The sequence below is a fragment of the Variovorax sp. OAS795 genome (assembly GCF_040546685.1).
In the GTDB taxonomy this organism is placed as follows: domain Bacteria; phylum Pseudomonadota; class Gammaproteobacteria; order Burkholderiales; family Burkholderiaceae_C; genus Variovorax.
In genome coordinates this window covers 1,082,705-1,109,575 of the sequence record NZ_JBEPOH010000001.1, presented here as the reverse complement: position 1 = coordinate 1,109,575, position 26,871 = coordinate 1,082,705, and the positions used below count along the sequence as shown (strand labels likewise).

At 68.0% G+C, this 26,871-nt stretch carries 33 protein-coding genes and 3 tRNA genes; 13 read left to right on the top strand and 23 right to left on the bottom strand.

Translation table 11 applies throughout. The annotated features are described in order from the left end of the window. Window positions 1–10: 10 nt before the first annotated feature. The 12 genes from tuf to trpE all read right to left on the bottom strand — a co-directional run bounded on the left by tuf (window position 11) and on the right by trpE (window position 8,516). A complete protein-coding gene (gene tuf / locus ABID97_RS05305; RefSeq protein ID WP_012745744.1) occupies window positions 11–1,204 on the bottom strand; it encodes an elongation factor Tu in 1,194 nt (397 codons plus the stop codon). Between the two features lie 73 nt (window positions 1,205–1,277). Next, window positions 1,278–1,352: transfer RNA gene (locus ABID97_RS05300), tRNA-Thr, on the bottom strand. A gap of 40 nt (window positions 1,353–1,392) precedes the next feature. After that, a tRNA-Gly gene (locus ABID97_RS05295) sits at window positions 1,393–1,466 on the bottom strand. Window positions 1,467–1,530: 64 nt separating this feature from the next. After that, window positions 1,531–1,616 (bottom strand) — tRNA-Tyr (locus tag ABID97_RS05290). Between the two features lie 106 nt (window positions 1,617–1,722). Further along, the gene (locus tag ABID97_RS05285) at window positions 1,723–2,430 is read right to left on the bottom strand and encodes a uracil-DNA glycosylase (protein WP_354397498.1); all 708 of its coding nucleotides are present in this window, start codon (window positions 2,428–2,430) and stop codon (window positions 1,723–1,725) included. After that, window positions 2,427–3,227: an indole-3-glycerol phosphate synthase TrpC gene (trpC, locus tag ABID97_RS05280; protein ID WP_354397497.1), complete on the bottom strand. Its 801-nt coding sequence runs from the start codon at window positions 3,225–3,227 to the stop codon at window positions 2,427–2,429. The genes ABID97_RS05285 and trpC overlap by 4 nt, the downstream gene beginning before the upstream one ends. Window positions 3,228–3,256: 29 nt before the next feature. Beyond that, a complete protein-coding gene (gene trpD / locus ABID97_RS05275) occupies window positions 3,257–4,279 on the bottom strand; it encodes an anthranilate phosphoribosyltransferase (RefSeq protein WP_354397496.1) in 1,023 nt (340 codons plus the stop codon). Window positions 4,280–4,300: 21 nt separating this feature from the next. Next, window positions 4,301–4,963 (bottom strand): LysE family translocator, encoded by a 663-nt coding sequence (locus ABID97_RS05270; protein WP_354397495.1) that lies wholly within the window; start codon window positions 4,961–4,963, stop codon window positions 4,301–4,303. Between the two features lie 16 nt (window positions 4,964–4,979). Beyond that, the gene (ltaE, locus tag ABID97_RS05265; RefSeq protein WP_354397494.1) at window positions 4,980–6,038 is read right to left on the bottom strand and encodes a low-specificity L-threonine aldolase; all 1,059 of its coding nucleotides are present in this window, start codon (window positions 6,036–6,038) and stop codon (window positions 4,980–4,982) included. A 5-nt stretch (window positions 6,039–6,043) separates the two neighbouring features. Continuing rightward, window positions 6,044–6,628: an aminodeoxychorismate/anthranilate synthase component II gene (locus ABID97_RS05260; RefSeq protein WP_354397493.1), complete on the bottom strand. Its 585-nt coding sequence runs from the start codon at window positions 6,626–6,628 to the stop codon at window positions 6,044–6,046. Further along, window positions 6,625–7,017, bottom strand: a complete 393-nt coding sequence (locus ABID97_RS05255) for a GxxExxY protein (protein ID WP_354397492.1) — start codon at window positions 7,015–7,017, stop codon at window positions 6,625–6,627. The genes ABID97_RS05260 and ABID97_RS05255 overlap by 4 nt, the downstream gene beginning before the upstream one ends. Beyond that, a complete protein-coding gene (gene trpE, locus ABID97_RS05250) occupies window positions 7,014–8,516 on the bottom strand; it encodes an anthranilate synthase component I (RefSeq protein WP_354397491.1) in 1,503 nt (500 codons plus the stop codon). The genes ABID97_RS05255 and trpE overlap by 4 nt, the downstream gene beginning before the upstream one ends. 326 nt (window positions 8,517–8,842) lie before the next feature. Here trpE and ABID97_RS05245 point away from each other — a divergent pair, with 326 nt between their 5' ends. Beyond that, the gene (locus ABID97_RS05245) at window positions 8,843–9,448 is read left to right on the top strand and encodes a chalcone isomerase family protein (RefSeq protein WP_354397490.1); all 606 of its coding nucleotides are present in this window, start codon (window positions 8,843–8,845) and stop codon (window positions 9,446–9,448) included. Between the two features lie 15 nt (window positions 9,449–9,463). Here the strand turns inward: ABID97_RS05245 and gph are convergent, their stop codons facing one another. The 3 genes from gph to ABID97_RS05230 form a co-directional block, all read right to left on the bottom strand. Next, window positions 9,464–10,180, bottom strand: a complete 717-nt coding sequence (gph, locus tag ABID97_RS05240) for a phosphoglycolate phosphatase (RefSeq protein WP_354397489.1) — start codon at window positions 10,178–10,180, stop codon at window positions 9,464–9,466. Window positions 10,181–10,259: 79 nt separating this feature from the next. After that, window positions 10,260–10,739, bottom strand: coding sequence for a ferritin-like domain-containing protein (locus ABID97_RS05235; RefSeq protein WP_354397488.1), 480 nt, complete (start codon window positions 10,737–10,739; stop codon window positions 10,260–10,262). Window positions 10,740–10,939: 200 nt separating this feature from the next. Continuing rightward, entirely contained in the window at window positions 10,940–11,125 is a 186-nt protein-coding gene (locus tag ABID97_RS05230) for a hypothetical protein (protein ID WP_354397487.1), read from the bottom strand. Window positions 11,126–11,403: 278 nt separating this feature from the next. Between ABID97_RS05230 and ABID97_RS05225 the strand changes: the two genes are divergently transcribed. Together ABID97_RS05225 and ABID97_RS05220 are read left to right on the top strand one after the other, a co-directional pair. Next, on the top strand, window positions 11,404–11,760 hold the full coding sequence (locus tag ABID97_RS05225; protein WP_354397486.1) for a translation initiation factor IF-2: 357 nt from the start codon (window positions 11,404–11,406) through the stop codon (window positions 11,758–11,760). 20 nt (window positions 11,761–11,780) lie between these two features. After that, complete coding sequence (locus ABID97_RS05220) at window positions 11,781–12,008, top strand: hypothetical protein (protein WP_354397485.1); 228 nt, start codon at window positions 11,781–11,783, stop codon at window positions 12,006–12,008. A 16-nt stretch (window positions 12,009–12,024) separates the two neighbouring features. On the opposite strand, the gene ABID97_RS05215 is transcribed toward ABID97_RS05220, so the two are convergent. From ABID97_RS05215 to ABID97_RS05205, 3 genes are all read right to left on the bottom strand, one after another. Then, window positions 12,025–12,480, bottom strand: a complete 456-nt coding sequence (locus ABID97_RS05215; protein ID WP_354397484.1) for a hypothetical protein — start codon at window positions 12,478–12,480, stop codon at window positions 12,025–12,027. A 22-nt stretch (window positions 12,481–12,502) separates the two neighbouring features. Next, complete coding sequence (locus tag ABID97_RS05210) at window positions 12,503–12,901, bottom strand: hypothetical protein (protein WP_354397483.1); 399 nt, start codon at window positions 12,899–12,901, stop codon at window positions 12,503–12,505. A gap of 285 nt (window positions 12,902–13,186) precedes the next feature. Next, window positions 13,187–13,870 carry a response regulator gene (locus tag ABID97_RS05205; protein WP_354397482.1) on the bottom strand — a complete coding sequence of 228 codons (684 nt, stop codon included), beginning with the start codon at window positions 13,868–13,870 and terminating at the stop codon, window positions 13,187–13,189. A 245-nt stretch (window positions 13,871–14,115) separates the two neighbouring features. On the opposite strand from ABID97_RS05205, the gene ABID97_RS05200 reads away from it, so the two are divergent. Together ABID97_RS05200 and ABID97_RS05195 are read left to right on the top strand one after the other, a co-directional pair. Beyond that, window positions 14,116–15,444 (top strand): DotU family type IV/VI secretion system protein, encoded by a 1,329-nt coding sequence (locus ABID97_RS05200; RefSeq protein ID WP_354397481.1) that lies wholly within the window; start codon window positions 14,116–14,118, stop codon window positions 15,442–15,444. Beyond that, window positions 15,441–16,559 carry a type VI secretion system protein gene (locus tag ABID97_RS05195; RefSeq protein ID WP_354397480.1) on the top strand — a complete coding sequence of 373 codons (1,119 nt, stop codon included), beginning with the start codon at window positions 15,441–15,443 and terminating at the stop codon, window positions 16,557–16,559. Before ABID97_RS05200 ends, ABID97_RS05195 begins: the two co-directional genes overlap by 4 nt. A gap of 17 nt (window positions 16,560–16,576) precedes the next feature. Here the strand turns inward: ABID97_RS05195 and tssJ are convergent, their stop codons facing one another. Then, window positions 16,577–17,095 (bottom strand): type VI secretion system lipoprotein TssJ, encoded by a 519-nt coding sequence (gene tssJ / locus ABID97_RS05190; RefSeq protein WP_354397479.1) that lies wholly within the window; start codon window positions 17,093–17,095, stop codon window positions 16,577–16,579. A 71-nt stretch (window positions 17,096–17,166) separates the two neighbouring features. Here tssJ and tssA point away from each other — a divergent pair, with 71 nt between their 5' ends. From tssA to ABID97_RS05165, 5 genes are all read left to right on the top strand, one after another. After that, complete coding sequence (tssA, locus tag ABID97_RS05185; RefSeq protein ID WP_354397478.1) at window positions 17,167–18,198, top strand: type VI secretion system protein TssA; 1,032 nt, start codon at window positions 17,167–17,169, stop codon at window positions 18,196–18,198. A 69-nt stretch (window positions 18,199–18,267) separates the two neighbouring features. Further along, the gene (gene tssB / locus ABID97_RS05180; protein WP_354397477.1) at window positions 18,268–18,783 is read left to right on the top strand and encodes a type VI secretion system contractile sheath small subunit; all 516 of its coding nucleotides are present in this window, start codon (window positions 18,268–18,270) and stop codon (window positions 18,781–18,783) included. A 32-nt stretch (window positions 18,784–18,815) separates the two neighbouring features. Further along, window positions 18,816–20,312, top strand: a complete 1,497-nt coding sequence (gene tssC / locus ABID97_RS05175) for a type VI secretion system contractile sheath large subunit (protein ID WP_354397476.1) — start codon at window positions 18,816–18,818, stop codon at window positions 20,310–20,312. Between the two features lie 138 nt (window positions 20,313–20,450). Continuing rightward, window positions 20,451–20,933: an Hcp family type VI secretion system effector gene (locus ABID97_RS05170; protein WP_354397475.1), complete on the top strand. Its 483-nt coding sequence runs from the start codon at window positions 20,451–20,453 to the stop codon at window positions 20,931–20,933. Between the two features lie 65 nt (window positions 20,934–20,998). Further along, on the top strand, window positions 20,999–21,565 hold the full coding sequence (locus ABID97_RS05165) for a hypothetical protein (protein ID WP_354397474.1): 567 nt from the start codon (window positions 20,999–21,001) through the stop codon (window positions 21,563–21,565). Window positions 21,566–21,616: 51 nt separating this feature from the next. Here ABID97_RS05165 and ABID97_RS05160 read toward each other — a convergent pair whose 3' ends face one another. The 4 genes from ABID97_RS05160 to ABID97_RS05145 all read right to left on the bottom strand — a co-directional run bounded on the left by ABID97_RS05160 (window position 21,617) and on the right by ABID97_RS05145 (window position 25,645). After that, complete coding sequence (locus ABID97_RS05160) at window positions 21,617–22,441, bottom strand: PP2C family protein-serine/threonine phosphatase (protein ID WP_354397473.1); 825 nt, start codon at window positions 22,439–22,441, stop codon at window positions 21,617–21,619. A 32-nt stretch (window positions 22,442–22,473) separates the two neighbouring features. After that, window positions 22,474–24,186, bottom strand: coding sequence for a type VI secretion system-associated FHA domain protein TagH (tagH, locus tag ABID97_RS05155; protein WP_354397472.1), 1,713 nt, complete (start codon window positions 24,184–24,186; stop codon window positions 22,474–22,476). A gap of 126 nt (window positions 24,187–24,312) precedes the next feature. Continuing rightward, entirely contained in the window at window positions 24,313–24,480 is a 168-nt protein-coding gene (locus ABID97_RS05150) for a hypothetical protein (RefSeq protein ID WP_354397471.1), read from the bottom strand. A gap of 10 nt (window positions 24,481–24,490) precedes the next feature. Beyond that, on the bottom strand, window positions 24,491–25,645 hold the full coding sequence (locus tag ABID97_RS05145; protein ID WP_354397470.1) for a TIGR02270 family protein: 1,155 nt from the start codon (window positions 25,643–25,645) through the stop codon (window positions 24,491–24,493). Here ABID97_RS05145 and ABID97_RS05140 point away from each other — a divergent pair. From ABID97_RS05140 to ABID97_RS05130, 3 genes are all read left to right on the top strand, one after another. Next, window positions 25,638–25,883 carry a hypothetical protein gene (locus ABID97_RS05140; protein WP_354397469.1) on the top strand — a complete coding sequence of 82 codons (246 nt, stop codon included), beginning with the start codon at window positions 25,638–25,640 and terminating at the stop codon, window positions 25,881–25,883. The genes ABID97_RS05145 and ABID97_RS05140 overlap by 8 nt on opposite strands. Before the next feature lie 76 nt (window positions 25,884–25,959). Next, the gene (locus tag ABID97_RS05135) at window positions 25,960–26,631 is read left to right on the top strand and encodes a hypothetical protein (protein WP_354397468.1); all 672 of its coding nucleotides are present in this window, start codon (window positions 25,960–25,962) and stop codon (window positions 26,629–26,631) included. Window positions 26,632–26,637: 6 nt separating this feature from the next. Next, window positions 26,638–26,844 (top strand): hypothetical protein, encoded by a 207-nt coding sequence (locus ABID97_RS05130; RefSeq protein ID WP_354397467.1) that lies wholly within the window; start codon window positions 26,638–26,640, stop codon window positions 26,842–26,844. Window positions 26,845–26,871 lie beyond the last annotated feature (27 nt).

Below are 26,871 nucleotides of genomic sequence, written 5' to 3'. Positions count from 1 at the left end.
ACGCTCGGCTTTAGATGTCGAGGATCTTGGCCACGACGCCCGAACCCACGGTACGGCCGCCTTCGCGGATGGCGAAGCGCAGGCCCTCTTCCATCGCGATCGGGTTGATCAGCTTCACGGTGATGCTGACGTTGTCGCCAGGCATGACCATTTCCTTGTCCTTGGGCAGCTCGATCGCGCCGGTCACGTCCGTCGTGCGGAAGTAGAACTGCGGACGGTAGTTGTTGAAGAACGGCGTGTGACGGCCACCTTCGTCCTTGGACAGCACATAGACTTCAGCGGTGAAGTGCGTGTGCGGCTTGATCGAGCCGGGCTTGCACAGCACCTGGCCGCGCTCGACTTCTTCACGCTTGGTGCCGCGCAGCAGCACGCCGACGTTGTCGCCAGCCTGGCCCTGATCGAGCAGCTTGCGGAACATTTCCACGCCGGTGCAGGTGGTCTTGACGGTCGGGCGGATGCCCACGATCTCGATTTCCTCGCCGACCTTGATCACGCCGCGCTCGACGGCGCCGGTCACCACGGTGCCGCGGCCGGAGATGGAGAACACGTCTTCCACAGGCATCAGGAAGGTGCCGTCCACGGCGCGCTCGGGCGTGGGGATGTAGGTGTCCAGCGCTTCGGCCAGCTTCATGATGGCTTCTTCACCGAGCTTGCCCTTGTCGCCTTCCAGGGCGAGCTTGGCCGAGCCGTGGATGATGGGGGTGTCGTCGCCGGGGAATTCGTACTTGTCCAGCAGCTCGCGCACTTCCATCTCGACCAGCTCGAGCAGCTCGGCGTCGTCGACCATGTCGCACTTGTTCAGGAACACGATGATGTAGCCCACACCGACCTGGCGCGCCAGCAGGATGTGCTCGCGGGTCTGGGGCATGGGGCCGTCGGCGGCCGAGCACACGAGAATGGCGCCGTCCATCTGGGCCGCGCCGGTGATCATGTTCTTGACGTAGTCGGCGTGGCCGGGGCAGTCGACGTGGGCGTAGTGGCGGTTGGCCGTCTCGTACTCGACGTGGGCGGTGTTGATGGTGATGCCGCGGGCCTTTTCTTCGGGCGCCGCATCGATCTGGTCGTAGGCCTTGGCTTCGCCGCCGAACTTGGCCGACAGCACCGTGGCGATTGCAGCCGTCAGCGTGGTCTTGCCGTGGTCGACGTGACCGATCGTGCCCACGTTCACGTGCGGCTTGGTGCGGGTGAATTTACCTTTTGCCATTTTTCGACTCCGAAAAAAACGATTTCAACGTATGCAGATGGGTTGCAAACCGTTCGTTGCAACCCCCAGAAACTGGTGCCCTTTGCGGGAATCGGACCCGCGACCTCTCCCTTACCAAGGGAGTGCTCTACCACTGAGCCAAAAGGGCTTTTGTCTAACCAATCGCTTCCGGCGTCGAACCGGGTCTCTGGAGCGGGAGACGGGAATCGAACCCGCGTCATCAGCTTGGAAGGCTGGGGTTCTACCATTGAACTACTCCCGCATCGGGGGCACCCACGGCACCCAAAGCGCTAGATCCAATCGCTCTTAGAAACCAAATTCATCGCTGGTGGAGAGGGCTGGATTCGAACCAGCGTACTCGTAAGAGGGCAGATTTACAGTCTGCTGCCATTAACCACTCGGCCACCTCTCCGGCGAACCTCGAAATATAGCACGATTTTGTGACTACGCAGAAACTCCGGCACCAAGAAGAAGCGCGGGAACTGCACGAGGCGGAACGCCGGCAATTATCCCTGAATTCAATCCGCCCCTTGCCCAGCCTTCCGCCAGGCACGCGCCTCGCCGAAGTGGCCGCACCCGATGAACGGCACCGGCGGCCGCAGCGCGGAAAGCGGCGACGGGTGATTCGACATCAGCACCTTATGGCGCCCAACATCGATCAATGCACGCTTACTTTGGGCATGCGCGCCCCAGAGCATGAAAACAACAGGTTTCCCGCTGGCTGATACATGCCGGATGACCGCGTCCGTCAACACCTCCCAGCCGCGGCCCGAATGGCTGGCGGGCTGCCCCTCTTCGACGGTGAGGCAGGTGTTGAGCAGCAGCACGCCGTGCGTGGCCCATTTCACCAGGCTGCCTCCCGGATCGGGGAATGGCGGTGGCGGCGTGCCCAGATCGCGCTGCAGCTCCTTGAAGATGTTGCGCAGCGACGGCGGCAGCGCCACGCCGGGCGCCACCGAGAACGCGAGTCCCTCGGCCTGTCCGCGCCCGTGGTACGGGTCCTGCCCCAGGATCACGACCCGCACGTCGTCGGGCGGCGTCAGCTCGAGCGCGCGCAGCGGCTTCGGCGGAAAGATCACCGCGCCGGCGTCGAGCCGCTCGCGCAGGAAGCCCAGCAGCTTCTGCCCCACGGCGCCGGCGAAAAACGCATCGACCAGCGGCCGCCAGCCCGGCGCCACGGGCCAGTCGGCCGGATCGCTGCTCGACAGTTGGTCCTGCCTGGTCATTTGAACAATGCCGCGAGCGCCTCGCCGGGCTCCTTGGCGCGCATGAAGGCTTCGCCCACCAGGAAGGCATGGACGCCCGCGGCGCGCAGCGTGGCCACGTCCTCGCGCGTGGCAATGCCCGATTCGGTGACGGCAAGCCGGTCGGCCGGCAATCTCGGAAGGAGGTCGATGGTGGCCTGGATGGAGACCTCGAAGTTGCGCAGGTTGCGGTTGTTCACGCCGACGAGCGGTGTCTTGAGCTTGAGCGCACGCTCCAGTTCGGCCGCGTCGTGCACCTCGACGAGCACCGTCATGCCGAGCGCGCGCGCCGTGGCTTCGTAGTCCTTCATCTGCGCGTCGTCGAGCACGGCGGCAATCAACAGGATGGCATCGGCGCCCATCGCACGCGATTCGTACACCTGGTAGGCGTCGACGATGAAGTCCTTGCGCAGCACCGGCAGGCCGCAGGAGGCGCGGGCCTGCTTGAGGTAGTCCACGCCGCCCTGGAAAAACTGCTTGTCGGTGAGCACCGAGAGACAGGCGGCGCTGATTTCCCCGTCGCCTTCGGCATAGCTCTGCGCGATGTCGGCTGGAATGAAGTCTTCGCGCAGCACGCCCTTGCTGGGGCTGGCCTTCTTGACCTCGGCGATCACCGCGGCCTGGCCGGCGGCGATCCTGGCGCGCAGCGCGCCTTCGAAGTCGCGCGTGAGCACGCGGCTCTCGGCATCGAAGCGCACGGCTTCGAGCGGGCTTCTCTTTTGCGCAGCCGCAATTTCCTGCCGCTTGACGGCAACGATCTTGTCGAGGATGTCGGACATGTTCTGTGTTCCCGGAAATCTGTGGTGGCTCAAGCGGCCGTGGAGGCCTTGACCAGCTCGGCCAGCTTGGCCCGCGCGGCGCCCGAGGCGACCGCCTCGCGTGCACGCGCAATGCCCGCGGCCATCGAATCGACCACGTTGGCCGCATACAGCGCCGCACCGGCGTTGAGCAGCACGATGTCCAGCGCGGGACCGGACTGGTTGTCCAGCACCCCCAGCAGCATGGCCTTCGACTGCTCGGGCGTCTCCACGCGCAGCGCGCGGTTGCTCGACATGGCAAAGCCGAAATCCTCGGGGTGCAGTTCGTATTCGCGGATCTCACCGTCCTTGAGCTCGCCCACCATGGTGGCAGCGCCCAGCGAAATCTCGTCCATGCCGTCGCGGCCATACACCACCAGGGCGTGCTCGGTGCCCAGGCGCTGCAGCGCGCGCACCTGGATGCCCACCAGGTCGGGGTGGAACACGCCCATGAGGATGTTGGGCGCGCCCGCCGGGTTGGTCAGCGGACCGAGGATGTTGAAGATGGTCTTGATGCCCAGCTCCTTGCGCACCGGCGCCACGTTCTTCATGGCGGGGTGGTGGTTGGGCGCGAACATGAAGCCGATGCCCACCTCTTCGATGGAGCGTGCGATCTGCTCCGGCTGCAGGTTGATGTTGACCCCGAGCGACTCCAGCACGTCGGCGCTGCCCGACTTGCTCGACACGCTGCGCCCGCCATGCTTGCTCACCTTGGCGCCGGCCGCTGCCGCGACGAACATCGAGCAGGTCGAGATGTTGAAGGTGTGCGAGCCGTCGCCGCCGGTGCCCACGATGTCGACCAGGTGCGTGGTGTCCTTCACCGGCACCTTGGTCGACACCTCGCGCATCACCTGCGCGGCCGCGGTGATCTCGCCGATGGTTTCCTTCTTCACGCGCAGGCCGGTGATCAGCGCGGCCATCATCACGGGCGAGCATTCGCCGCTCATGATGAGCCGCACGATGTGCAGCATCTCGTCGTGGAAGACCTCGCGGTGCTCGATGGTGCGCTGCAGCGCTTCCTGGGGGGTGATCATGGGAAGTCTCCTGGGTGTTTGTCAGTGGCCGGCGCGAACCGCCGGCGCGTCGGTGAACGCAAGCTTGAGGCCGAAGCCGATGAAGAGGACGCCCGCCGCACGATCGAGCCAGTGCATGCCCTTCTGCACCGTGCTTTTGCGCGCCATCCACCCCGCGAAGGCAGCCCATCCGACGACGATGGGAATGGAATTCAGGTTGAACAGCACGCCCAGCAATACGAAATACAGGCCCTTGTGGTCGGCGTCCGGGGCGATGAACTGCGGCACGAAGGCCAGGAAGAACAGCGCGACCTTCGGGTTCAGCACGTTGGTCCAGAAGCCGCCCATGAAAATCTCCTTCAGGCTGCGGCTGGGGATCGCGGTTGCGGCGGCCTGCGTCATGTCGGCCGGCGGCCCCGCGCGCGACAGCACCATGCGCAGGCCCAGGTACAGCAGGTAGGCCGCGCCCACGTACTTGAGCACCGTGAAGGCCGCCGCCGAGGTGGCCATCAGCGTGCCGACGCCGATGGCGGCCGCGAAGATGTGGACGAAGCAGCCGGTGAGCACGCCGAAGCCCCCCACGATGCCGGCGCGCACGCCCGAGCGCAGCGAGTTGGCCACGATGTACAGCACGTCGGGGCCCGGCGTCAGGTTCAGCAGCCAGCCCGCGGCGATGAAGGCGAGCAGATGCGGAAGATCGGGCATCGCGGGCTCCCGTGCGTCAGGCGTTGAAGAAACCGCGGATGGCGGCGACGGCGCGATCGACTCCGGCCGCATCGACATCGAGGTGCGTCACGAAGCGCAGCCGGTAGAGGCCGGTCGCAAGGATGCCCTGCTGGTTCAGGTGCGCGAGCAGCTCCGCGGAACGGGCCTGCGCCGCGCCCGTGAGATCGACGAACACGATGTTGGTGTGCGGTGCCTCGACCTTCAATCCCTCGATGCCTTCCAGCCCTTCGGCCAGCCGCCGCGCCAGTGCGTGGTCGTCGGCCAGGCGATCGACGTGATGCTCGAGCGCATGCGAAGCCCCCGCGGCAAGCAGTCCGGCCTGCCGCATGCCGCCGCCCGCCATCTTGCGGATGCGGTGCGCCCGCGCAATGAACTCGCGCGAACCGACCAGCGCCGAGCCGATGGGTGCGCCCAGGCCCTTGCTGAAGCAGACCGACACGCTGTCGAAGCACTGCGCGATCCGGCGTGCTTCGGCGCGGATATCGCTGCGCTTGTCCAGCGCCGCCTGCGCCGTTGCGGCGTTGAAGAGGCGCGCACCGTCCAGGTGCCGCTGCAGGCCCTTGCGCTTGGCCAGGTCCGTTGCGGCCTGCACGTACTCGAACGGCAGCAGCTTGCCGCCCAGCGTGTTCTCCAGCGCGAGCAGGCGGGTGCGCGCAAAGTGCGCGTCGTCGGGCTTGATGGCCGCATCGATCTGCGCGAGCGGCAGCGTGCCGTCGGGCGCATGGTCGAGCGGCTGCGGCTGCACGCTGCCGAACACCGCGGCGCCGCCGCCTTCCCAGCGGTAGCAATGCGCCTGCTGGCCGACGATGTATTCGTCGCCGCGCCCGCAGTGCGAAAGAATGGCGCAGAGGTTGCTCTGCGTGCCCGTCGGCACGAAAAGCGCCGCCTCGAAGCCCAGCAGCGCAGCGATTTTTTCCTGCAGCCCGTTGACGCTCGGATCGGTGCCGAAGACGTCGTCGCCGAGCGGCGCCGCCATCATGGCCTCGCGCATCGCCGCGGTCGGTTGCGTGACGGTGTCGCTGCGCAGGTCGACGAGTGAAGAGCGGTCGGTCATGGCGTTCAGTCCAGGAAGTTCTTGAGCATCGCGTGGCCGTGCTCCGTGAGGATCGATTCGGGGTGGAACTGCACGCCCTCGATGCGCACATCATGCGCAAAGCCGGTGTGCCGAACGCCCATGATCTCGCCGTCGTCGGTCCACGCGGTGATCGCCAGGACCGAAGGGCAGCTTTCGCGCTCGATCGACAACGAGTGATAGCGGTTGACGGTGAACTTCTCGGGCAGTCCCGCGAACACGCCTTCCTGCGTGGTGGTGATCTCGCTGGTCTTGCCATGCATGAGCTGCCGCGCGCGAATGATCTTGCCGCCGAAGGCCGCGCCGATGGCCTGGTGGCCGAGGCACACGCCGAGGATCGGCAGCTTGCCCGCGAACGCCTCGATGGCCGCCACCGACACGCCCGCCTCCGCCGGAGAGCAAGGCCCCGGCGACACCACGAGCCGCGTCACGCCCGATGCGACCAGTTCGCCGATCTGCGCCACGGTGATCTCGTCGTTGCGGTGCACCTGGACATCCGCCCCCAGTTCGCCCAGGTACTGGACGATGTTGTAGGTGAAGGAATCGTAGTTGTCGATCATCAGCAGTTTCATGGCTTGCTCACAATCCGGTGCACGCCCTTGACGACGGGGAACACGTTGAAGTTGATCAGGAGGCCCAGCTTGAGGCCCGAGAGGCGCAGCGCAGCAAGCACCTGCGCGCGGTGCAGGTCGGTCAGCACGTCGACCGCCTTGAGCTCGACGATGACCGATTGCTCGACCACGAAGCCCGCGCGGTAGACCTCGCCCAGCGAACGGCCCTTGTAGCTGGCCGACAGCGCCATGCCTTGCGCAAAACCGATCTCGCGCTCCGCGAGTTCGATCGCCAGTGCCGCGGCATAGGCGTCTTCGCTCAGGCCCGTGCCGAGCACGCGCTGGACCTCGACCGCTGCGCCGATGATCTCGTGCGAAAAATCGTTCTGGATGTCGGGTACGTTGCTCATTCCAGCCCCTCCTCGACCAGCTCGGCCGCCCGCAGCAACGCGCGCGCCTTGGCCTCTGTTTCTTTCCACTCCAGCTCGGGCACCGAGTCGGCGACCACCCCGGCCGCGGCCTGCACGTGCAGCATCTGGTCCTTCACGATCCCGGTGCGGATGGCGATGGCCACGTCCATGTCGCCGGCATAGCTGATGTAGCCGCAGGCGCCGCCGTAGAGGCCGCGCTTGGTGGGCTCCAGCTGGTCGATGAGTTCCATCGCATGCACCTTGGGCGCACCGGTCAGCGTGCCGGCCGGGAACGTGGCCTTGAGCACGTCGATGGCGGTCATGCCGTCCTTCAGCGTGCCTTCGACGTTGCTCACGATGTGCATCACGTGGCTGTAGCGCTCCACCGCGAAGGCCTCGGTCACCTTCACGGTGCCGGTCTTGGCGATGCGGCCGATGTCGTTGCGCGCGAGGTCGATCAGCATCACGTGCTCGGCGCGCTCCTTCGGGTCGTTGATGAGTTCTTCCTCGGCGGCCTTGTCCAGCTCCAGCGAGGCGCCGCGCGGGCGGGTGCCGGCCAGCGGTCGGATGGTGATCTTCTGCTCGCCGTCGCCCGTGTTCTCCTGGCGCACCAGGATCTCGGGCGAGGCGCCCACCACGTGGAAGTCGCCCAGGTGGTAGTAGTACATGTAGGGCGAGGGGTTCAGCGAACGCAGCGCGCGGTACAGCGACAGCGGCGACTCGGTGTAGCGCTTGCTGATGCGCTGGCCCACCTGCACCTGCATGAAGTCGCCGGCGGCGATCATGTCCTTGGCGCGCTCCACGGCCGCAAGGTAGTCGGCCTTGGCAAAGCTGCGCTCGGGCGGATGCGGCTGCGTCGGTTTCACGACCGGCGCACTGACCGAGTACTTGAGCTTCTCCTTGAGTTCGCGCAGGCGGCGCTTGCCCACCGCATAGGCCTCGGGCTGCTTCGGGTCGGCATAGACGATCAGGTAGAGCTTGCCCGAGAGGTTGTCGATGACGGCCAGCTCTTCGCACTGCAGCAGCAGGATGTCGGGGCAGCCCAGCGTATCGGGCGGGCAGCTCTTCTCGAGCTTGCGCTCGATGTGCCGCACCGTGTCGTAGCCGAAGTAGCCCGCAAGCCCGCCGCAAAACCTTGGCAGGCCGGGCCGCAGCGCCACCTTGAAGCGCTTCTGGTACTCGGCGACGAAGTCCAGCGGATTGCCGGCGGCGGTCTCGACCACCTGGCCGTCGGTCACCACCTCGGTCACGGCGTCGGCCCCGAAGCCGGATGCGCGCAGCAGGGTCCGCGCGGGCAGGCCGATGAAGCTGTAGCGCCCGAAGCGCTCGCCGCCCACCACCGATTCGAGCAGGAAGCTGTGCTTGCCGCCGCCTTGCGAATGGGCCAGCTTGAGGTAGAGGGAAAGCGGTGTCTCGAGGTCGGCAAAGGCCTCGGCCATCAGCGGAATGCGGTTGTAGCCCTGCGCGCTGAGGCTCTTGAATTCAAGTTCGGTGATCACGGATTCGTTCTCCAATTGCCGCTGGCGCATCTTTCGGCCGGGGCAAGGTCATTCACAGGTGGTCCGGCGTCGATGGGCGATCCGGTACCGCGGGCGCACGGCGTGCGCCGTGCAATCAAACAGTCAGCGATGTATGGCGACGCCAGGGCCAGGCTCCCCGGCTGCCTTCACCTGTTTGAATGATGTGATGAACGAACATGGAGCGTGGAGTTTAGCCGACGAAAACGCCGCCGCGTGCAACCGGCCGCTTCAGGGTTCCCCCGAGGAAGACGGGGTAGAACGAAAAGATACATTAGCACGACCGTTCGCAAATTGAGGAGAACCCCTTGCCCGCCTTTTCGCTCCCGACCTTGCCGTTCTCCCGCCTGGCGGCCCTGGCCTTCGCCTGCGCCGTGCTCGGCGCCTCCGCCGCCCAGGTCGACGTGGGCGGCGTCAAGCTGAATGACACCCTCGACCTGCGCGGCAGCACCTTGCAGCTCAACGGCGCGGGGGTTCGCTACAAAGCCGTCTTCAAGGTCTACACGGCCGGGTTCTATGTGGGAAAGAAAGTCTCCACCCCCGAAGAGGCGCTCGCCGCGCCAGGTCCCAAGCGCGTGGCCATCACCATGCTGCGCGACATCGATGCCAACGAACTCGGCAAGCTCTTCACCAAGGGCGTGGAAGAAAATTCGCCCAAGAGCGAAATGGTCAACCTGATTCCCGGTCTGCTGCGCATGGGACAAATGTTTGCCGACCAGAAGCAGCTCAAGACCGGTGACACCTTCACGGTCGACTGGCTGCCCGGCACGGGCACCGTGATCACGGTGCGCGGCGTGGCGCAGCCCGACCCGATCAAGGAACAGGCCTTCTTCAACGCGCTGCTGCGCATCTGGCTCGGCCCGGTGCCGGCCGACTGGAAGCTCAAGGACGCGCTGCTCGGCAAGCAGCCTTAGCCACGACCTTCCGGCTCAGACCGCCGCGTGATCGAGCGCGGCCAGCGAATCCACGAAGCCATCGGCATCGACGCCGCGCACCGGCTCGCCGTGGTTGTAGCCGTAGGTCACCAGCAGCACCGGACAGCCCGCTGCACGCGCGGCCTTGGCGTCGTTGCTCGAGTCGCCGATCATCAGCGTGCGTGCGGGCACGGTGCCGAGCGCCTCGCAGGTCTTCAGCAACGGCAGCGGATCGGGCTTCTTGCGCGTAAACGCATCGCCGCCGAACGCGAACTCGAAAAAGCCATCGAGCCCCTTGGCCGCCAGGAGCGGCCTGGCGAAGGAGGTCGGCTTGTTGGTGAGGCAGGCGAGGCGCAGCCCCCGCGAGCGCAGCGCCTCGAGGCCCTCGACCACTCCGGGGTACACCGCCGAGTGCTGCCCGTTGATGGCGAGGTAATGGTGCTGGTAGCGTTCCCAGGCCCGGTCGAACAGCGCCTCTGGCCGTGCATGCAGCGCCGGTGCGCCCGCGGTCTCATCGCTCGGCATCACATGCGCGAGGGCCGAGAGAATCAGGTGCTCAGACCCCTTGCCCACCATGTTCCCGATGGCGGCCGCAGCCACCGGCGGCAAGGACAGGTCGGCGAGCATGCGGTTCAGCGACACCGCAAAGTCGCCGAGCGTGTCCACCATGGTGCCATCGAGATCGACGATGGCGGCTTCGAAGCGGGTGAGGTCGGGGAAGAAGGAGTTCAAGTACGGACTGCCGCAGTTGCAAGACGATGTCCATTTTGCCCCGCCGTCCCCGGGCCGCCCGCTCGCCGGGGCAGCGCCCTTACTTGTTGCGCATCTGGTCGCGCAGCTGCTTGATCTGGTCGTGGTTGCGCTGCGCGCCGTCGGCCTGCTGCTGGATCGCGGCACGCACGTCGGCCGGGAGATCGGCCTTCAGCGCCTTGCGGTAGCGCGCCACCGCGGCGTCTTCACCGCGCTCGCACTCCTCAAGCATCGAGAGCGCGCTGTTGGCGCCCACCGAGCCCTTCACGTGCACCCAGCCGCGGTGCATGGCGCCGCTCACCGTGCCGCCATCGTCGGGCGAGCCGCCGAAGCGCCGGATGAGTTGCACCAGTTCCCCGGCGGCCTTGGCGCATTCGGCCGAGCGGTTCTGGAAGACCTGCTTGAGCTGCGGCGAATCGACTTCCTCGGCACAGGCGCGGAATCCGTATTCGCCGTCACGCGTGTTCTCGAGCAGGTCGTTCAGCACCTCGACCACGTTTTCATTGGTGGCGGTGCCGGCGGTGTTCGTGTAGTTGGCCATGGTATTTGCTCCATCATGTGCCTCGCTGGAATCGAGGCGGGTTGAAAAATCGCCAGCTGCAGGCGGGGCACTAGGCGGCCGCGATGCGCCGGGTTCCAAATCGAATGGTGTTCGGGCGGACACGCGCGCGTGTCGGTGTCGCCCGACGTCCGCTGTAGGGGTTCTTCGGCCACGGCCCGGCGGCCGGGCCGGGCAGCGCCTCACTCCTCGCGGAATGGTTTTTCGGGGCGCCCGGGCTGGCTGTAGGGCGAACTGCCCTCGTTGTCCGACTCGCCCACGCCCGCGTCGCCCGGCGTGGGCGGCTTGCGCGCCGAAGTGATCGCGGGGCCGTCGTTGGGGCCCACGGGCTCGCCGTTCTCTGCGGATGTCCTGGCTTCGCGCTTCATGCTTTTCTGCGCGGGTGTGGGTTTGCCGTAGGCAGGTGTATCCGCCGGTTGCGCTGGCTTGTTCGTCTCTGTGGTGGATCTGGTCACGCTCGAATCCTTCCTTGCAAAACTGCACCGTGCCCCGCGCCCGTGCGCAGGTGCGTAGGAAAGCTGCGCGTCTTTTGCACCAGCAAGTGCGCAGGCATGCCACCGGCGCGGGAATGCTGCGCCTGCCTACAAGGGCGCGCCCAGGGTGCGCGAGAAAGGAGGCTTGCAGATTCATCTCAAGGATTTCTCCCATGGCCACACCTGCATCGCGCTCCGCACTCCGTCATCTGAAATATGGCCTCGTGGCCGGCACCCTGCTCGCCATGGCCGTCGCGGCCCAGCCCACCGGCAACCCCAAGGGCACCCGCGCGCCGCCGCAGAGCGACGCGCAGAAGGCACCGGCCACGCGCCCGGCCGAGCAGCCGAACGGCGCCATGGACCAGGGTGGCCTCGGCAGCGACAAGGGCCCGGCGAGCGCGCGCACACAGACCTCGCGCCCGCCGTCGGCCGCAACGCCCGGTGGCCTCGCGCCCACCCGGGACGGCGATCCGTCGAAGGAACAGCGCAAGGACGGCAGCAACCGCCATGCGCGCCCCGCGCCCCAATGAGCCACGAAGGAACACAGCCGATGACTTCCACCACGCAGATCGACGCCCGCATCGTGGGCAACGTGGAGTTCCGTGCGGGCGATGGCCCGCAGTTGAAGATTCCCGAGGGCGATGTCCAGGTCCTCATGGCCGACGACAGCGTCGTGCTCACCTGGACGGAGAACGGCCAGTCGCTGACGGCGGCCATTCCCAAGATCGAGTTCGACCGCTACATCCAGGACAAGGCCGTCGTGCTGGGCCGGGGTTGAGGCGGGCGCGTGAAGCTCACTCCTCGCGCATGCTGCTGGCGCGCGCGTCGAGCGCCTGCGCGTAGGACGCGGCTTCCTCTGTCGACATGGAGCCTTCGAGCTCGGCCAGTTCGAGCCGTTCGAAATCGTAGGAGATCCATTCGAACAGGTGGGAGTGCGGCATCTCGCCCATGCTGGCGCTGTCGCTCCACGACTGGAGGCGCGAGGGTGCGCTTTCGAGCAGCATGCGCAGGTAGAGCGCCCGCGCAATCTTGATCCTGGCAATCTGGCGCTGATCGTCGAACAGCAGCCGCAGTTCCGCGAGCACCCGCTCCCAGTGCAGCACGCGGCGGTGTGCTTCGTCCATCACCGTGTCGGTCTCCAGATCGAGGTCGGTGCGCGCCTGCCTGGCGCGATGGAACTCGCGTGCGATCCGGGCATAGGCCAGCTGCTGGAGACTCTGCAGTGCGCATTCGAGAGGAGGGCCGTGCATGCGTTTCACACCGGGCTTCGCCTCAATCGGGCTCGTCGCCGGCGTCCTCCGTTTCGTCTTCATCGATGCCGGCATCGGCCAGCTGGTCGGGCGTGCCCGCATCGTCGTTGTCGATGGATGCGGCCACGTCGGCGGCGCTGTCCGGAAAGATGCCGATGCGGTCCGGCAGGATGTCGGCATCGGCGGCAGGCGGCGGCGCATCCGCCGATGCGCGCTCGCCGGTGCCCTCCGCATCACTGCTGCTGTCGTGCGCAATGGGGATCGCGCCTTGCGCGGCGTCTTCGGGAATGGCGGTGCGTTCGCGCGAGGTGCGCACGTCGCTTCCGCTGTCGCTCGTGTCGCTGGGGCCGAGGCTGTCGACGTCCGTTCCCTTCGGTTCCATCGGCAGGTAGTCGCCTCCCAGGATGCTGCTCGTGGCCATGGTTTCCTTCGATCGGAAAGAGAAAAAGAATGAGATGGATCGGATACAGACTGGACATCTCGCGCACCGGGCAGCGTAGGAAATGCGCGCATCCGGGGAGCAGCCATGCGCGGAGATTTCCACGGCCGAGTTGCGCGGGGCAAACAGCCGGGCGGGACGCGGCGATCCTGCTGGTGCCTGTCCGCGTGGAAGACCCGGCACTGGGACAGCGTGAGCGTCGGCCCGAGGCCATGAAGCTCAGCTGCACCTGAGCCAGCGAACTGGCCCGCGGCGCAGCTGCGCGGCCTAGGCCTGCTGCGCTTCGGTCAGGGCCTGCGCGGCCACCACCGCCTCGGTGCGGTTGCGCACGTTGAGCGCACGAAAGATCGCCGCCAGGTGGATCTTCACGGTGCCTTCGCTGATGCCCAGGCTGCGGCCGATGAGCTTGTTGGGCTTGCCCTGCGACAGCAGCTGGAGCACCTCGACCTGGCGCTCGGTGAGCACGCTGCGCAGGTGCTCCAGCGTTGCCGACGATGCGCCCGCGGAGCGCGCGTCGCCGTTCTGCGCGGGCGGTACGCCGGCCACGATGCCCGGCGGCAGCGCCGTCAGCATCATGGGCGGCACATAGACGCCGCCAGCCAGCACCAGCCGCACGGCCGACAGCATGACCTCGGGCGAGTACGCCTTGGGAATGAAGCCGAGCACGCCGCGTTCGAGCGCGCTGCGCATGATGGCGGGGTCTTCGTAGCCGGAAAGCACGATGACCGGCAAGGCCGGATGCCGGCGGCGGATTTCGTCGATGTGGGCCTGGCCGTCGGCACCGGGCATGTTGAGGTCGATCAGGGCCAGGTCGAGCTCGTCGGTGGCGCCGGCAAGCAGTTCGTCGACGCTCATCGCCAGGACGAACTCGATGCCGGGCTCGAGCTCCGACAACTTGGCTTTGACCGCCTCGATGACGAGCCGGTGGTCGTCGGCGATCAGAATTTTCATGGCATGTCCCAGTCCCAGCGTGCATTGAACTCAGCGTACGCCGAAGATACCGGCGATTGCCTCGCCCAGCAAGGCCGGTTTGCCCGTCGAACGGCATAGACCCCAAGCGGTATGGCGTGCGCCGCCTCGCGTTTGGAAGAATGGCCGCCTATTCGAAGGAACCCGGGACATGGGCATGTGCCATCGCTGCAGACGCCGGTGCAAGGCATCCTTCGCCATGCAAGCGCAGTGAACGGGCGCGGTTCATGGCCCGTCTGCTCGACTGTTTTTCGGCATTCCTCTCCTACGGCCTCGCGCTCGACGCATCGAATGCCGCCGGCCGCCCCACGCTGTCCCATGATGGTGCACAACAGCAGGCCCGCCGCCTGCTGGACGCGGCGCGCGCCGCGGCGGCTGCAGCGGGCACGCCTGCGGCACAGGTCGAATCGGCGGCCTTCGCCATGGTGGCCTGGATGGACGAGATCCTGGCGCGCCATCCCGACGCGGCAACCAGCCCCGCGCCATTGCAGGCGCAACTCTTCAATTCGAACAACGCGCACAGCGAGTTCTTCCACCACCTGTCGTCGCTGACCGCCGCAGACGACGAGGTGCGCGAGGTCTACTGGCATGCGCTCGTGCATGGCTTCAAGGGCCAGTACTACTTCGAGGACGGCGACCAGGGCGAGCTCGGCAAGCTGAAGGACCTGCACGGAAGGCAACTGCGGCTGCGACCACTGCCGCTCGGCAGCCTGGTGCAGGACCGCATCACGCCGCAACCCTATCGCGCGCCGGACCCTCCGGGATCGCACGACCCCCGGCGCCGCGACCGCGCATTGCTGCGTGCCGGCGGCGCGCTCGCATTGCTGGTGCCGCTGGTGGTCCTGCTGTGGTGGCTCTGGCTTGCCGGGCCGCCCGCCGTGGAACCCAACCTGGGGCAGCGCATCGAGCAGCACCTGCAGACCTATGCCTGCGCCGACCTCGCGGCCACCGCCGGCAAGGACGGCAGGCTGCGCGTGAGCGGCTTCGTCTCGCTGCCCGAGGACGTGAAGAGAGTCGAGCGCGAAGTGGCTGCGATGCCGGGCGTCGGCTCTCCCGCGTTCGACATCGACCTGCGCCTGTGGCCGCACTGCGAGGTGTTCGCCATCCTCAAGCCCTACCAGCTGCGCAACCGCGACAAGGCCTACGGGCTGGACGTGGAAGCCCCCACCGCCAGGAACGGACAGCTGCGCGAGGGCGACAGCGTACGGATGCTGGTGGCGGCGCCCAACCACGACAGCTACCTGTGGGTGGACTACTACACGGCCGACGGCGCCGTCATGCACCTGAACGCAGGCCAGGTCGCCACGCGGCTGCGCGCCGGCGAAAAGCTCGAACTCGGCCGCGAGATTCCTTCCAGCTGGCTCGTGGGCCCGCCGTTCGGCAGCGTGCTGGTGACCGTGCTCTCGTCTCCCATGCCGTTCAACGAAACCGCCGACCGGCCACCGTTCGAACTCGCCTCGGCCTATCTGCTGCGCCTGCGCGAAGCGCTCGCGGCCAACAAGGGCGGCGACCGGCTGATCGCGGATTTCGTGTCGCTCGAAACCGCCGCGCGATGAACATCGCACCGTCGCCCATCCTTCTCTTCTGCCTGCTGCTGTCGCTGTGCCTGGCCGGCTTCGTGCTGCTGTACGCCAGCGTGCGCGACGCCGGCCGCGGTGCCCGAAGGCGCGCGCTGCGGCGGCGCATCGGTGCCCTGGGCCCGCAGGCCGCCGACATCGACGAGGCCGCGATCGACGCGCTGCGCGACGCCATGTCGCAGGCACGCCAGGCGCTGCGCCAGCCACACCGGCAACGCAACGCACCAGTGCCGTGGTTTCTCTTCATCGGCGACGCCGCGGCCAACCTGCCCGGGCTGCTGGCCGCGGCGAATGCCGAGCGGCTGGCGCCTTCGGGCAGCGAGCCCTTCGGCGATCCGTACTGGCGCTGGTGGCTCACGGGTTCGATGGCCGCCATCGAACTGCATCCCACCGCCGTCAGCGAAGCGGCGGCGGCGCCACGCACGCGCGGCCTCTGGCTGCAGGCGCTCCTGGCCCTGGCCGAGCGGCGCGAGCGGCAGCCGCTGCACGGGCTGGTGGTGTGCGTGGCCGCGAGCGAGCTGCTGCGCCAGGGCGCCGAGACGATGAACCCACTGGCGGCCCGCATGCACCGGCTGCTCGAAGAGGCCGGCGAAACCCTGCGCCTCCAACTTCCCGTCTACCTGGTGGTGACGGGCCTGGAGCAGCTGGCGGGCTATGCGACGCTGCGCGGTGCGCTGCCGCCCGAAGTGCTGGCGCAGGCGATCGGCCATCGCATGGCGCAGCCGATCGCCGGCAATGAGCCGGCGGCCGCACGGCTGGATGCCGTGTTCGATCCCGTGGCGCGGCAGCTGCACGCGCTGCGCATGGCGCTGCTGCGTGAACAGCCGGGCGCAAGGGGCCGGCTTGCGATCCATGAATTCATCGAGGCGATGCGCGCGCTGCAGCCCGCGCTGCGCCAGGTGGCCGAGGCCCTGTTCGAAAGCCCCGCGCGCCCGGCACGCGGGCTGCGCTGGCGCGGCCTGTACTTCACGGCCGCTGCGTCAGGTGCCGCCGGCGGTGCGTTCGTGCACGACCTGTTCACGCATTTTTTGCCGGCGGACCAGCCGCTCGCGCGCTCCGGCCGGCCTTCGCCGGGCCATGCGGCACCGCCATGAGCGGACGGCGCGCGAAGCTATTTGGCGTCGACGCGGATCTGCCGGGCGCCGAAGGTCACCGTGAGCGTCTGCGGCTTGCCGGGTTCGACGGCGCGCACTTCGCGCCAGCGCGCACGGTCCAGGTCGCGGAACGCGGCCATCACGCCGATGGCCTTGGCATCGGCCGGCAAGGTGAGGTCGAGCTTCCTGGTTTCTCCAGGGCGCAGCAGCATCTCTTCGCGCTGCACCAGTTCGGCGCCGAGCGTGGCCTGGTCTTTCTCGAACAGCGAGAAGAAGTCGGCGCCCTCGAACGGGCCGGGCGTCTTGAGCGCATACACACGCACCGTGAGCGGCGATGCGCGGCCGCGCGCATCGGGGTTGGCGTCGGCACCCGCCACCAGCGTGATCGACACCGGCGTGACCACCGGCTTGGGTGGTGCTGCGCAACCGACCATCAGCGCGCCGGCCAATGCGAGCCCCGAGGCCAGTGCCACGCGCCGCGCAACCGCGGCAGGAGAGCGTCCATAGGACGAATGGTATGTACCCAGCGTGCGCATGCTATTCCCTTCGTTGCATTGACCGGTTCGGACGCATCTTTGATTATCACCAGCCAACTCGAACAGGCAACATGCTGACCAACGAACTTGTCGAAGCCCTGCTCACGCCCATCGGCGAGGCATCGCCGTGCGGCGACGACCTGGAGTACGACGCCGCGTTCACCGCGCTGGCGGCCTCCGCGCAGGGCAAGCCCGAGCAGCAGTTCGGCGACACCGTGATCCCCGCGGTGGAGCCGGAGTGGCGCGACGTGGCCGAACAGTCCGACGCCATCCTGCGCCGGAGCAAGGACGTGCGTGCCGCCGTCCTGCTGCTGCGCGCATCCACGCGGCTGCAGGGCGTGCCGGGCTTCGTCGCCGGGCTCCAGCTGCTCGTCGGCCTGTTCGACCGCTTCTGGGACGGCATACATCCAACGCTCGATGCGGACGACGACAACGACCCCACGATGCGCCTCAATGCGCTGGCACCGCTCACCGACGAGAACATGGTGCTGCGCGACCTGTACGACGCGCAGGTGGGCGTGGCGGCCGGTGTCGGCCCGATCCGCGTGCGCGACATCGCCATTGCGAGCAATGCGCTCACGGCCGTCGGCGGCGAAGCCACCTATTCGATGTCGCAGATCCAGGGCGGCCTCGAGGCGATCCAGGCGGATCGCCCCGAACTCCTGCAGGCCGCGGTGAGCGTGCCGGGCCTGGTCGAAAAGCTGCAGGCGCTGCTGGCCGAGCGCACCGGCCGCGGCGATGCCATCGACCTGGGCGTGCTGCGCGGCATCGGCCGCGTGCTGCAGCGGGCCTGCAGCCTCGCGAGCGGCGCCCCCGAAGAGGTGGACGCCGGGGCCGCCGCCGATACCGACGAATCGCAAGGCGCCGGCGCATCGCGCCCGGCCGCCGCGCGCGGCGAGATCCAGAACCGGCAGGACGCGGTGCAGATGCTCGACCGCGTGATCCGCTATCTCGAACAGGCGGAGCCCGGCAATCCGGCGCCGCTCCTGATCGAACGCGCGAAGAAGCTCATTGGCGTGAGCTTCCTCGAGATCATGGCCAACCTCGCGCCCAACGCGATGGACACCATCGAGAACGTGACCGGCAAGCGCCCGTCCGAGTAAGCCCGCCTCATCTTTTTCGTTCCCAGTTTTACCGGCCCGACCCATCCACACCCGCAAGGAGCACTTCCCATGGCCAAGAGCAGTCAGAAATTCATCGCCAGAAACCGGGCGCCCCGGGTACAGATCGAGTACGACGTCGAACTCTACGGCGCCGAGAAAAAGATCCAGCTGCCCTTCGTGATGGGCGTGCTGGCCGACCTCTCGGGCAAGCCGGTCGACCCGCTCGCACCGGTGGCCGACCGCAAGTTCCTCGAGATCGACACCGACAACTTCGACTCGCGCATGAAGGCCATGAAGCCGCGCGCCGCGTTCTCCGTGCCCAACACGCTGACCGGCGAAGGCGACCTGAAGGTGGACATCACCTTCGAGAACATGGAGGACTTCTCGCCCGCCGCAGTGGCCCGCAAGGTCGACGCGCTCAGCAAGCTGCTCGAAGCGCGCACGCAGCTGTCGAACCTGGTGACCTACATGGACGGCAAGGGCGGCGCCGAGGACCTGCTGGCCAAGGTGCTGGAAGACCCGGCGCTGCTGGCCACGCTGGCCGCGAGCAAGAAACCCGAAGACGGCACCGCGCCCGCCGCCTGACCAACACCACCGGACCACCAGGAGAAAGCATCATGGCAGAAGCACTCGAGCAGCAGAGCGCACTCAAGGACGTCGCGTACGCGGGGAGCGACTTTTCATCGCTCCTGCAAAAGGAGTTCAAACCCCGCAGCGACGAGGCCAAGAGCGCCGTCGAGGCGGCCGTGCTCACGCTGGCGCAGCAGGCGCTGAGCAACAGCACGGTCATCGGCAAGGACGTGACCAAGTCGATCCAGGCCATGATCGCGGCAATCGACAAGAAGCTCACCGACCAGGTCAACGCGATCCTCCACAACGAGGACTTCCAGAAGCTCGAGAGCGCCTGGCGCGGCCTGCACTACATGGTGAACAACACCGAGTCGGACGAGCACCTGAAGATCCGGGTGATGGACATCTCCAAGAAGGACCTGAGCAAGACGCTCAAGAAGTTCAAGGGCGCCGCGTGGGACCAGAGTCCGCTGTTCAAGAAGGTCTACGAGCAGGAGTACGGCCAGTTCGGTGGCGAGCCCTTCGGCGCGCTGGTGGGCGACTACCACTTCGACCAGAGCCCGCCCGACGTCGAGCTGCTGGGCGAGATGGCTAAGATCGCGGCTTCCGCGCACGCGCCCTTCATCACGGGCGCGAGCTCCAACCTGATGCAGATGGAGTCGTGGCAGGAGCTCGCCAATCCGCGCGACCTGACCAAGATCTTCTCCACGCCCGAGTACGCCGCCTGGCGGTCGCTCCGCGAATCGGACGACTCCAAGTACCTGGGCCTGTGCATGCCGCGCTTCCTGGCGCGCACGCCCTACGGCGCCAACACCAACCCGGTGGAGGAGTTCGACTTCGAGGAAGACACGGCGGGCGCCGACCACAGCAAGTATTCGTGGGCCAATGCGGCCTACGCCATGGCGACCAACATCAACCGCTCGTACAAGCTCTACGGCTGGGGCTCGCGCATCCGCGGCATCGAGTCGGGCGGCGCGGTGGAGAACCTGCCGCTGCACACCTTCCCGAGCGACGATGGCGGCGTGGACCAGAAGTGCCCGACCGAGATCGCCATCAGCGACCGGCGCGAGGCCGAGCTTTCGAAGGCCGGACTGCTCTCGCTCATCCACCGCAAGAACTCCGACTTCGCGGCCTTCATCGGCGCGCAGTCGCTGCACAAGCCGGCGGAGTACGACGACCCCGACGCCACGGCCAACGCCAACCTGGCCGCACGCCTGCCCTACCTGTTTGCCTGCAACCGCTTCGCGCACTACCTCAAGTGCATCGTGCGCGACAAGGTCGGCAGCTTCAAGGAGCGTGACGACATGCAGCGCTGGCTCAACAAATGGATCATGAACTACGTGGACGGGGACCCGGTCAATTCGTCCGAGGAAACCAAGGCGCGCAAGCCGCTGGCCGCGGCCGAGGTGGTGGTGGAAGAGGTCGAGGGCAACCCCGGCTACTACACCTCCAAGTTCTTCCTGCGTCCGCACTACCAGCTCGAAGGCCTCACCGTCTCGCTGCGACTGGTGTCCAAGCTGCCTTCCGCCAAGGGCGGCAAGTAGCCGGCGGCATATGCCTTCGGTGGGCCTTTGAAAACCGGGCCCATCGCTCGTTCTCTCCATAGCTCCCGGGCACACATGCGGTGGCACCGCCCGGAAGCCCTCTCTTTTTCCGACTCACACAACTGAAAGGTAAGCATCATGGCTGCAGACATGTTTTTGAAGCTCGAAGGCGTCGACGGCGAATCCAAGGACGATTCGCACAAGAAGGAAATCGACGTTCTCGCCTGGAGCTGGGGCGCGAGCCAGTCCGGCACCGGCCACGTGGGCGGCGGTTCGGGCGCCGGCAAGGTGAGCGTGCAGGACCTCTCGGTCACCAAGTACGTCGACTCTTCGTCGCACCTGCTCTTGCTCGACTGCTGCAACGGCCAGCACATCAAGAAGGGCACCCTGGTGGTCCGCAAGGCCGGCGCCACGCCGCTCGAGTACATCAAGCTCACGATGGAAGACATCATCGTCAGCAACATCCACACTGGCGGCAGCGGCGGCGAAGACCGCCTGACCGAAACGGTCACGCTGAACTTCTCCAAGTTCAAGTACGAATACACGCCCCAGAAGGCCGACGGTTCCGGCGACGGCACCAAGGAAACCGGCTGGGACATCGCGGCCAACAAGAAGGTCTGAGGCGCGCTCTCCGGCTGCCGCTCGCGGCCGGAGGCCGCTTCTTCAACCTCGAGCCGGAGAACACGATGGCAACACTCAACGCCAAGGCCCTCCAATGGGCCAGTGGACAGGTCGGCAAGCAGATCGGCGCGGGCGAATGCTGGGACCTGGCCAACAAGGCCCTGCTCCAGGCCGGCGCCGGCACCTCGTCGGACTTCGGGCCCATGGGCGACGACGCCGACTATGTCTGGGGCGACGAAGTCGCGCTCAAGGATGCGCTGCCCGGCGACATCCTCCAGTACCGCGACTACGAGATGACGACGACCACCACGACCGACGTCACCTTTTCGGACGACTCGGGCTGGGTGGACGAACCTTCCGTGATGATCGGGCATCCGCACCACACCTCGATCATCTCCAAGAACCCGGGCACCGGCGCCCTCACCGTGCTGGAGCAGAACTACAAGGGCAACAAGGAGGCGGTGCGCTCCAGCACGATCCGCTGGAACGACGCGCCCACCAAGACCACCTCCACGCGCAAGCAGATGAAGCGCCAGGACAACGGCAAGCTCGAGATGGCGCTCGTCGTGGTGACGGTCGACGTGACGGTGACGGGCAAGCTCAAGGCCTACCGGCCCAAGAAAAAGCCCTGACGGAAGCCTGCTGCCCCGCGGCGCCGTGCAGGCACCGCGGGGCGTGCGCGCCTATTCCGCCGGCTTGGCGCCCGGCTCGAGCCCCGCCGGCATCGTCGCTTCCCCGCCCGCCGGCAGCAAGCGCGTCGCATCGCTGTCGTCTGCGATCACCCACAGCGTGAGCACCGTGTAGTTGTCGTGGCCGGGCTTGGCGTGCGCCTTGATCTGCGTGTCGAGCAGCTCGGCCCACTGGCTGGGCGTGCGCGAGGCATGCAGCGTGTCGACCAGCGCTTCGTCGCCCAGGGGCTCCCAGACACCGTCGCTGCAGAGCAGCAGCACGTCGCCGGGCAGCAGGCGCATGCGGTCCGACACCGTGATGTCGGGTGCCTCTTCGACCGAGCCGAGCGCCGACAGCAGCATGTTGCGCTGCGGATGCAGGCGCGCGCCCTCCTCGTCGAGCATGCCCCCGGCCACCATCTGCTGCACCAGGCTGTGGTCGGTGGTGCGCGCCACCACGGCGCCGCCGCGGAACAGGTAGGCCCGGCTGTCGCCGCTGTGCACCCAGGCGAGCACGTGCTGCTCGAGGTCGATGGCCGCGAACACGATGGTCGAACGCATGCCCGCGAGCTTGCCGCCCTCGGCCTGACGCGCGACCACGTCGAGGTTGGCCTGGTCGACGAGTGCGCGAAGGCTGGCGCCGTCCAGGCTTGGGGCGGCCGCAAAGCCGGCCAGCATGCTGGTGCGCGCCGTGGCGGCGGCCACGTCGCCGCCCCCATGGCCGCCCGCGCCGTCGGCCACCAGGCACGCGACAAAGCGCTCGTCGTGCCAGTGGCCATGCACGTCTTCGTTGTAGTTGCGGCCGCCCTGCCGGGACAGCGTGACGATTTCGATTTCCAAGCGGAGTGCCTTTTGCTTCTTGTGCCGGACGTTCAGTTGCCAGCGGGCGGCACGTCGGCCTTCAGGCGCGCCATCTGTTCCTCGTAGGCCTCCAGGAAGGCCTTGCCGAAGAGGTTGTGGAAGTCGTCCTCGGCCTCGCTCGCGATGCCGCCGTAGAGCGCCACGAACTGATCCCAGAGCTTGGCCTTGCGGTTGGCGCTGAACAACGCATCGAGCGCCGACCTGGACGCGATCTTCTTCTCGAGCTCTTCGGGCTCGAAGCGCGCGATGACGTGCGCCAGCGCCGCGCGCATGCCGACCATCACGCCGAACTGGTGGGCGCGCAGGTCGTTGAAGGCATCGCGCATCGCGGCTTCGGGCGGCATGAAGCCGCGCACGCCGGGGCCCAGCAGGTGCGCGAGCGCCACCTCCACCGTGGGCGAGAACTTGAGCGGGTTGTTGGCCTGCGACGCGATCATCGTGACCTCGGCGCGCACCTCGCGCTTGAACTCCTGGCGCGTGAGCAGCAGCTGCAGCGTGCCTTCGGTGGCGCTGCGAAGAATCGAGCCGATGCGCTCCATGAGGCCCGGCGTGAGCATCTCGGGCGTCTGGTGCGTGCTGGCAAGGCCACGCACGAAGGCGGCCAGCAGCTCGTCGTCGGAGGCCGTGCGCTGCGCTGCCGGCCCGGCGGCCCTGGCAGCCGCTACGGGCTGCGGCCGCGGCGCCGGCGGGGTCGGCGGCAGCAGCGGTTCGATCGGCTCGCGCAGTGCGACATCCGGCCCGCTGATGCGGATCGGCTGGCCCGTGATGTCGTCGAACTGCGGCAGTTCGACGCGGGGCATGGCCGGCGCAGCGGGCGGTGGCGGCGGAGCGGGCGGTGGCGCGGTGATCGCCTTCGGCGGCGTGAAGCCGAACTGGTCGATCGGCAGGTGGTCGGCGCGCGGCACCGGCGTGGCGGGGGCTGCACGCTGCAGCGCCGCGAGCGGATCGGCGTCTGACGCGGTGTTGGGTTGCAGCAGCGGGTCGGCCAGCGGAGAGAGCGCCAGCGGATCGCCGCCAATGCCACCCATCCCGCCCATGCCGCCGAACAGCTCGTCGATGCCCGCGGCCTTGCGGTGCGCGGGCGGCGCGCCCAGGTCCGAGAAATCGTCGAGCCCGCCGAAGTTCGTGCCCGGCGGCGACGAAGGCGCGGAAGACGACGCCGGCCCGAGCAGATTGGCGAACGGATCGACCTGCGCGGCCTGTGCATTGCGCGAACCGCTTTGCATCGGGTCGGGGAACAGCAGCGAATCGGCGGGCGACGCCTTGGGCGCCGCGCCGGGCGCCGAGGGTGGCGGGGGCGGCGCCAGGCCCGCCAGCAGGTCCGCGAACGGATCGTCGCTCGACACCGCGGCCGTCGCTGCGGGTGCTTTCATCACCGTGTTCGGCACCGCCAGCGAAGGCGGCGCCACGCCGGCCAGCGCGCGCACGCGAAGCTCGAAGCTGCCCACCACGAGCTGCGTGCCGTCGGTGAGCGCCGCTTCCTTGCCCGAGCCCAGCGGCACGCCATTGCACTGCATGGGATTGCTGCCGCGGTCGATGACGAAATACTGGCCGTCGCGGCACAGCACCTGCGCATGCACGCGCGAGACCGTGCGGTCGGGGTCGGCCAGCACCAGCGTGTTGGTGTCCGCACGTCCGATGGTGCCCCCGTTGGGGCCGAAATCGGCGGCAATGGGCTGCCCCGCCGGGGCGCCCTGCCGGGTGATGACAGCAATATGGATCATGAATCGGCCCCCGGGGCTCTATGCCCCTCTACCTGCGAAGACTGCCTGCGAACACTGTCCGCGCGTGCGCGGGCGAAAAAACTCAGAAGGAGTATTCATTCCGTGGGTCGGGTTGGCAATCTCGCCTTAAGTGGTATGCCATTGCAGCCACGCGGCCACGGCGCTGAAGACGATCGCGATGAGCAGCCAGGTGCGGATGTCCAGGTCGCCCGAGGTGCGGCCCTTCGCATAGCGCAGCCCGGCCGCGGCGAAGAATGCGATGGCGAGCAGGACGAGGGTGTATTTGGCAGCCATGCGGGTCCGCTCAGGCTTGAAGGGCATCGAGCCAGCGCTGCTGGCGCCATGCGGGGGCCGTGGTGGGAAACAGCGGCATCCCGGGCTGCAGCAGGCACAGGTGCTGGGCGGCCGCGGCGCGCTGGCGCTGGTGGCCGTGGCGCAGCACGCGCAGGCAATGGGCCGCGTGCGGGGGCTGGCCCATGAAGTAGCGAAGGCCCGGTGTGAAAAGATGTTCGTTGTCCTGCCACCAGCGGGCAATGGCTCCGGCGTCCGGCCAGGGCAGTCCGGCGTCTTCGTCCTCGGCGACGTTGTCGTCGTCGGGATCGTCGGTCAATCCTGCGCTGCCCCGCCCTGCCGATGCACCGGTCAGCGAAGTCGCTTCGACGGCAAGGCCGGTGATCATGCGCAGCGCCTCGCCGGTGAGCCGGGCCGACGCCGCGTCGTCGAGCTGCCGGATCAGCCACGGCACGAGCTGGACATCGCCCGCGGCGCCGCACGCTTCGATCAGGCGGCGCAGCGCCGCACGACCCTCGGCGCCCTCTATGGACAGGGTCATCTGGCCGAGGACGCGGCGCGCGCGCGGCAGGTCGGCGGCGCGCAGGAACAGCGCCAGCGCCTCGGGCGCCTCGGCCGAGCCGCCTCCCGCGATCTCGGCAAGCACATCGAGGGCGGGTTGGGCCTCCCCGAGCAGCACGGCCGCCGATGCCGCGCGAAAGCGCACCTGCGCGCTCCCGTGCGCCAGGTTCACGCGGACGCGTTCGATGCTGCCGGCCACCCCGACCTCGCCTGCGAGCTGCAGCGCTCGCGCGCGAACCGCATCGACATCGTCTTCCAGCAGCGGCCACAGCAGGTCGCCTGGCGGCGTGCGGTGCAGATGCAGGGCGGCGGCGGCAAGGTAGCGTGCGAGCGGCGATCCCGAGCTTGCCATCTTCACCACGAGACCTTCCAGCACCTTGCGGGACACCCAGCCGAATGCGCCGACCAGGCTGGCGTCGCAGATGCCGTCTTCCACCTCGACCTGCGCCGCGGCAGCCGCTACCTGCCGCAGCTGCAACGCATCGCCCGACTCCACCGCGAGCACCGCGGGTGCGAAAAAGCCCTCCGGCTCCGGCGTCCTCCATGCTTGCGACGCAGGCGTTCCAGCCCTCGGCGTCGGTGGTGCGCAACAGCGCCATGTGCGCATCGATGCGCTCGTCGAAATCGGCGAGCTGGCGCAGCGTGTCCCGCCCGTTGACCACCCGGTTGCGGTGCTGCACCAGCCAGGCGAGTTCGTGCGGGAGGCGCTCCACCTGCCGCGCGACCACCGCGCGCGGCGACGCGTTGGCGCCGCTCCAGTGAAGGAAGGCGCGGAACGGCGGCGTGCGCGCGCCGCCGGCGGGACCGATGAGGCAGGCCCCGCGCATCTCGCCTTCGGACGATGACTCGCACACCGCGACCGGCCCCGGCGCATGGCCCCAGTACATGGCGTGCGCCCCCACGATCACCTGAAGTGGCAGCGTGGCGCATCCCACGTCGCCGGTGAATGCCGGCAGGTGGATGCACGGCAGGCCGTCCCGCCAGGCGCGGTACTGGCGCGCGAGCAGCGCGGTCGACTCCCAGGCGCGGTACCGCTCGCCATTCACGTCGGTGATGCGCCACGCGATCTGTTCCTCGGCCGCGCCCGCGCTGCGCAGTGCCGCATCGATCGCCTGCTGCAGCCCGCTGCCCACCGAATATCGGTCGGTGCGCAGGCTGTCGGGTTCGTGCGCCTGGGCTGCGCCCAGCAGGCACGCCATCGCGGGCTCCGAGAACGGCCCTTCGGTGCGCCCCGTGAGGAAGAACGCCGCCGCCTCGCCAGGGATCAGCCCGAAGGGGTTGGACGCCTCGTGCAGCCGCCCGCTGTCGTGCAGCCGTTCGCGGTCCTCGTCGTTCAGCATCGAGTCGACACCGCCGATCAGCGCGGCGTCGATCTCACCTTGCGCAAGCAGCGCGTCGGCCAGCACCATGGCGCCCGCGGCCGATGCGTGCCCGTCCAGCAGCACGCGCGAGTGCGGCGAAGGCCGCAGGCCCAGGCTGCGCAAGGCGCGCGCGGCGAAGGCGTGGCCGGTGCCGTCCTGGGTGGCCGCATGGTTGCGAAACGGCTCGGGCAAGGCAACGAAGAAGGCACAGCGCGCCATGTCGCCGGCATAGGCTCCCATGCATTCGCGCAGGGCGCGCAACAGGAGCTTGCGCAGCCATGCCACTTGCGACCGCTTCAGCTTGCCGGCGCCGGGCACGCGCGCCGCCAGCAGCGGGTCTCCGGTGTCGGGCAGCACCGCCTCGATGCCGCTCAGCCCCGCGCGCACTGCCGCGCAGGTCTGGGCCGCGTCCATGCCCACGGCGGTGACGCATCCGGTGGCGTAGATCAGTTGCATGGCGGCGGGCCCGGTT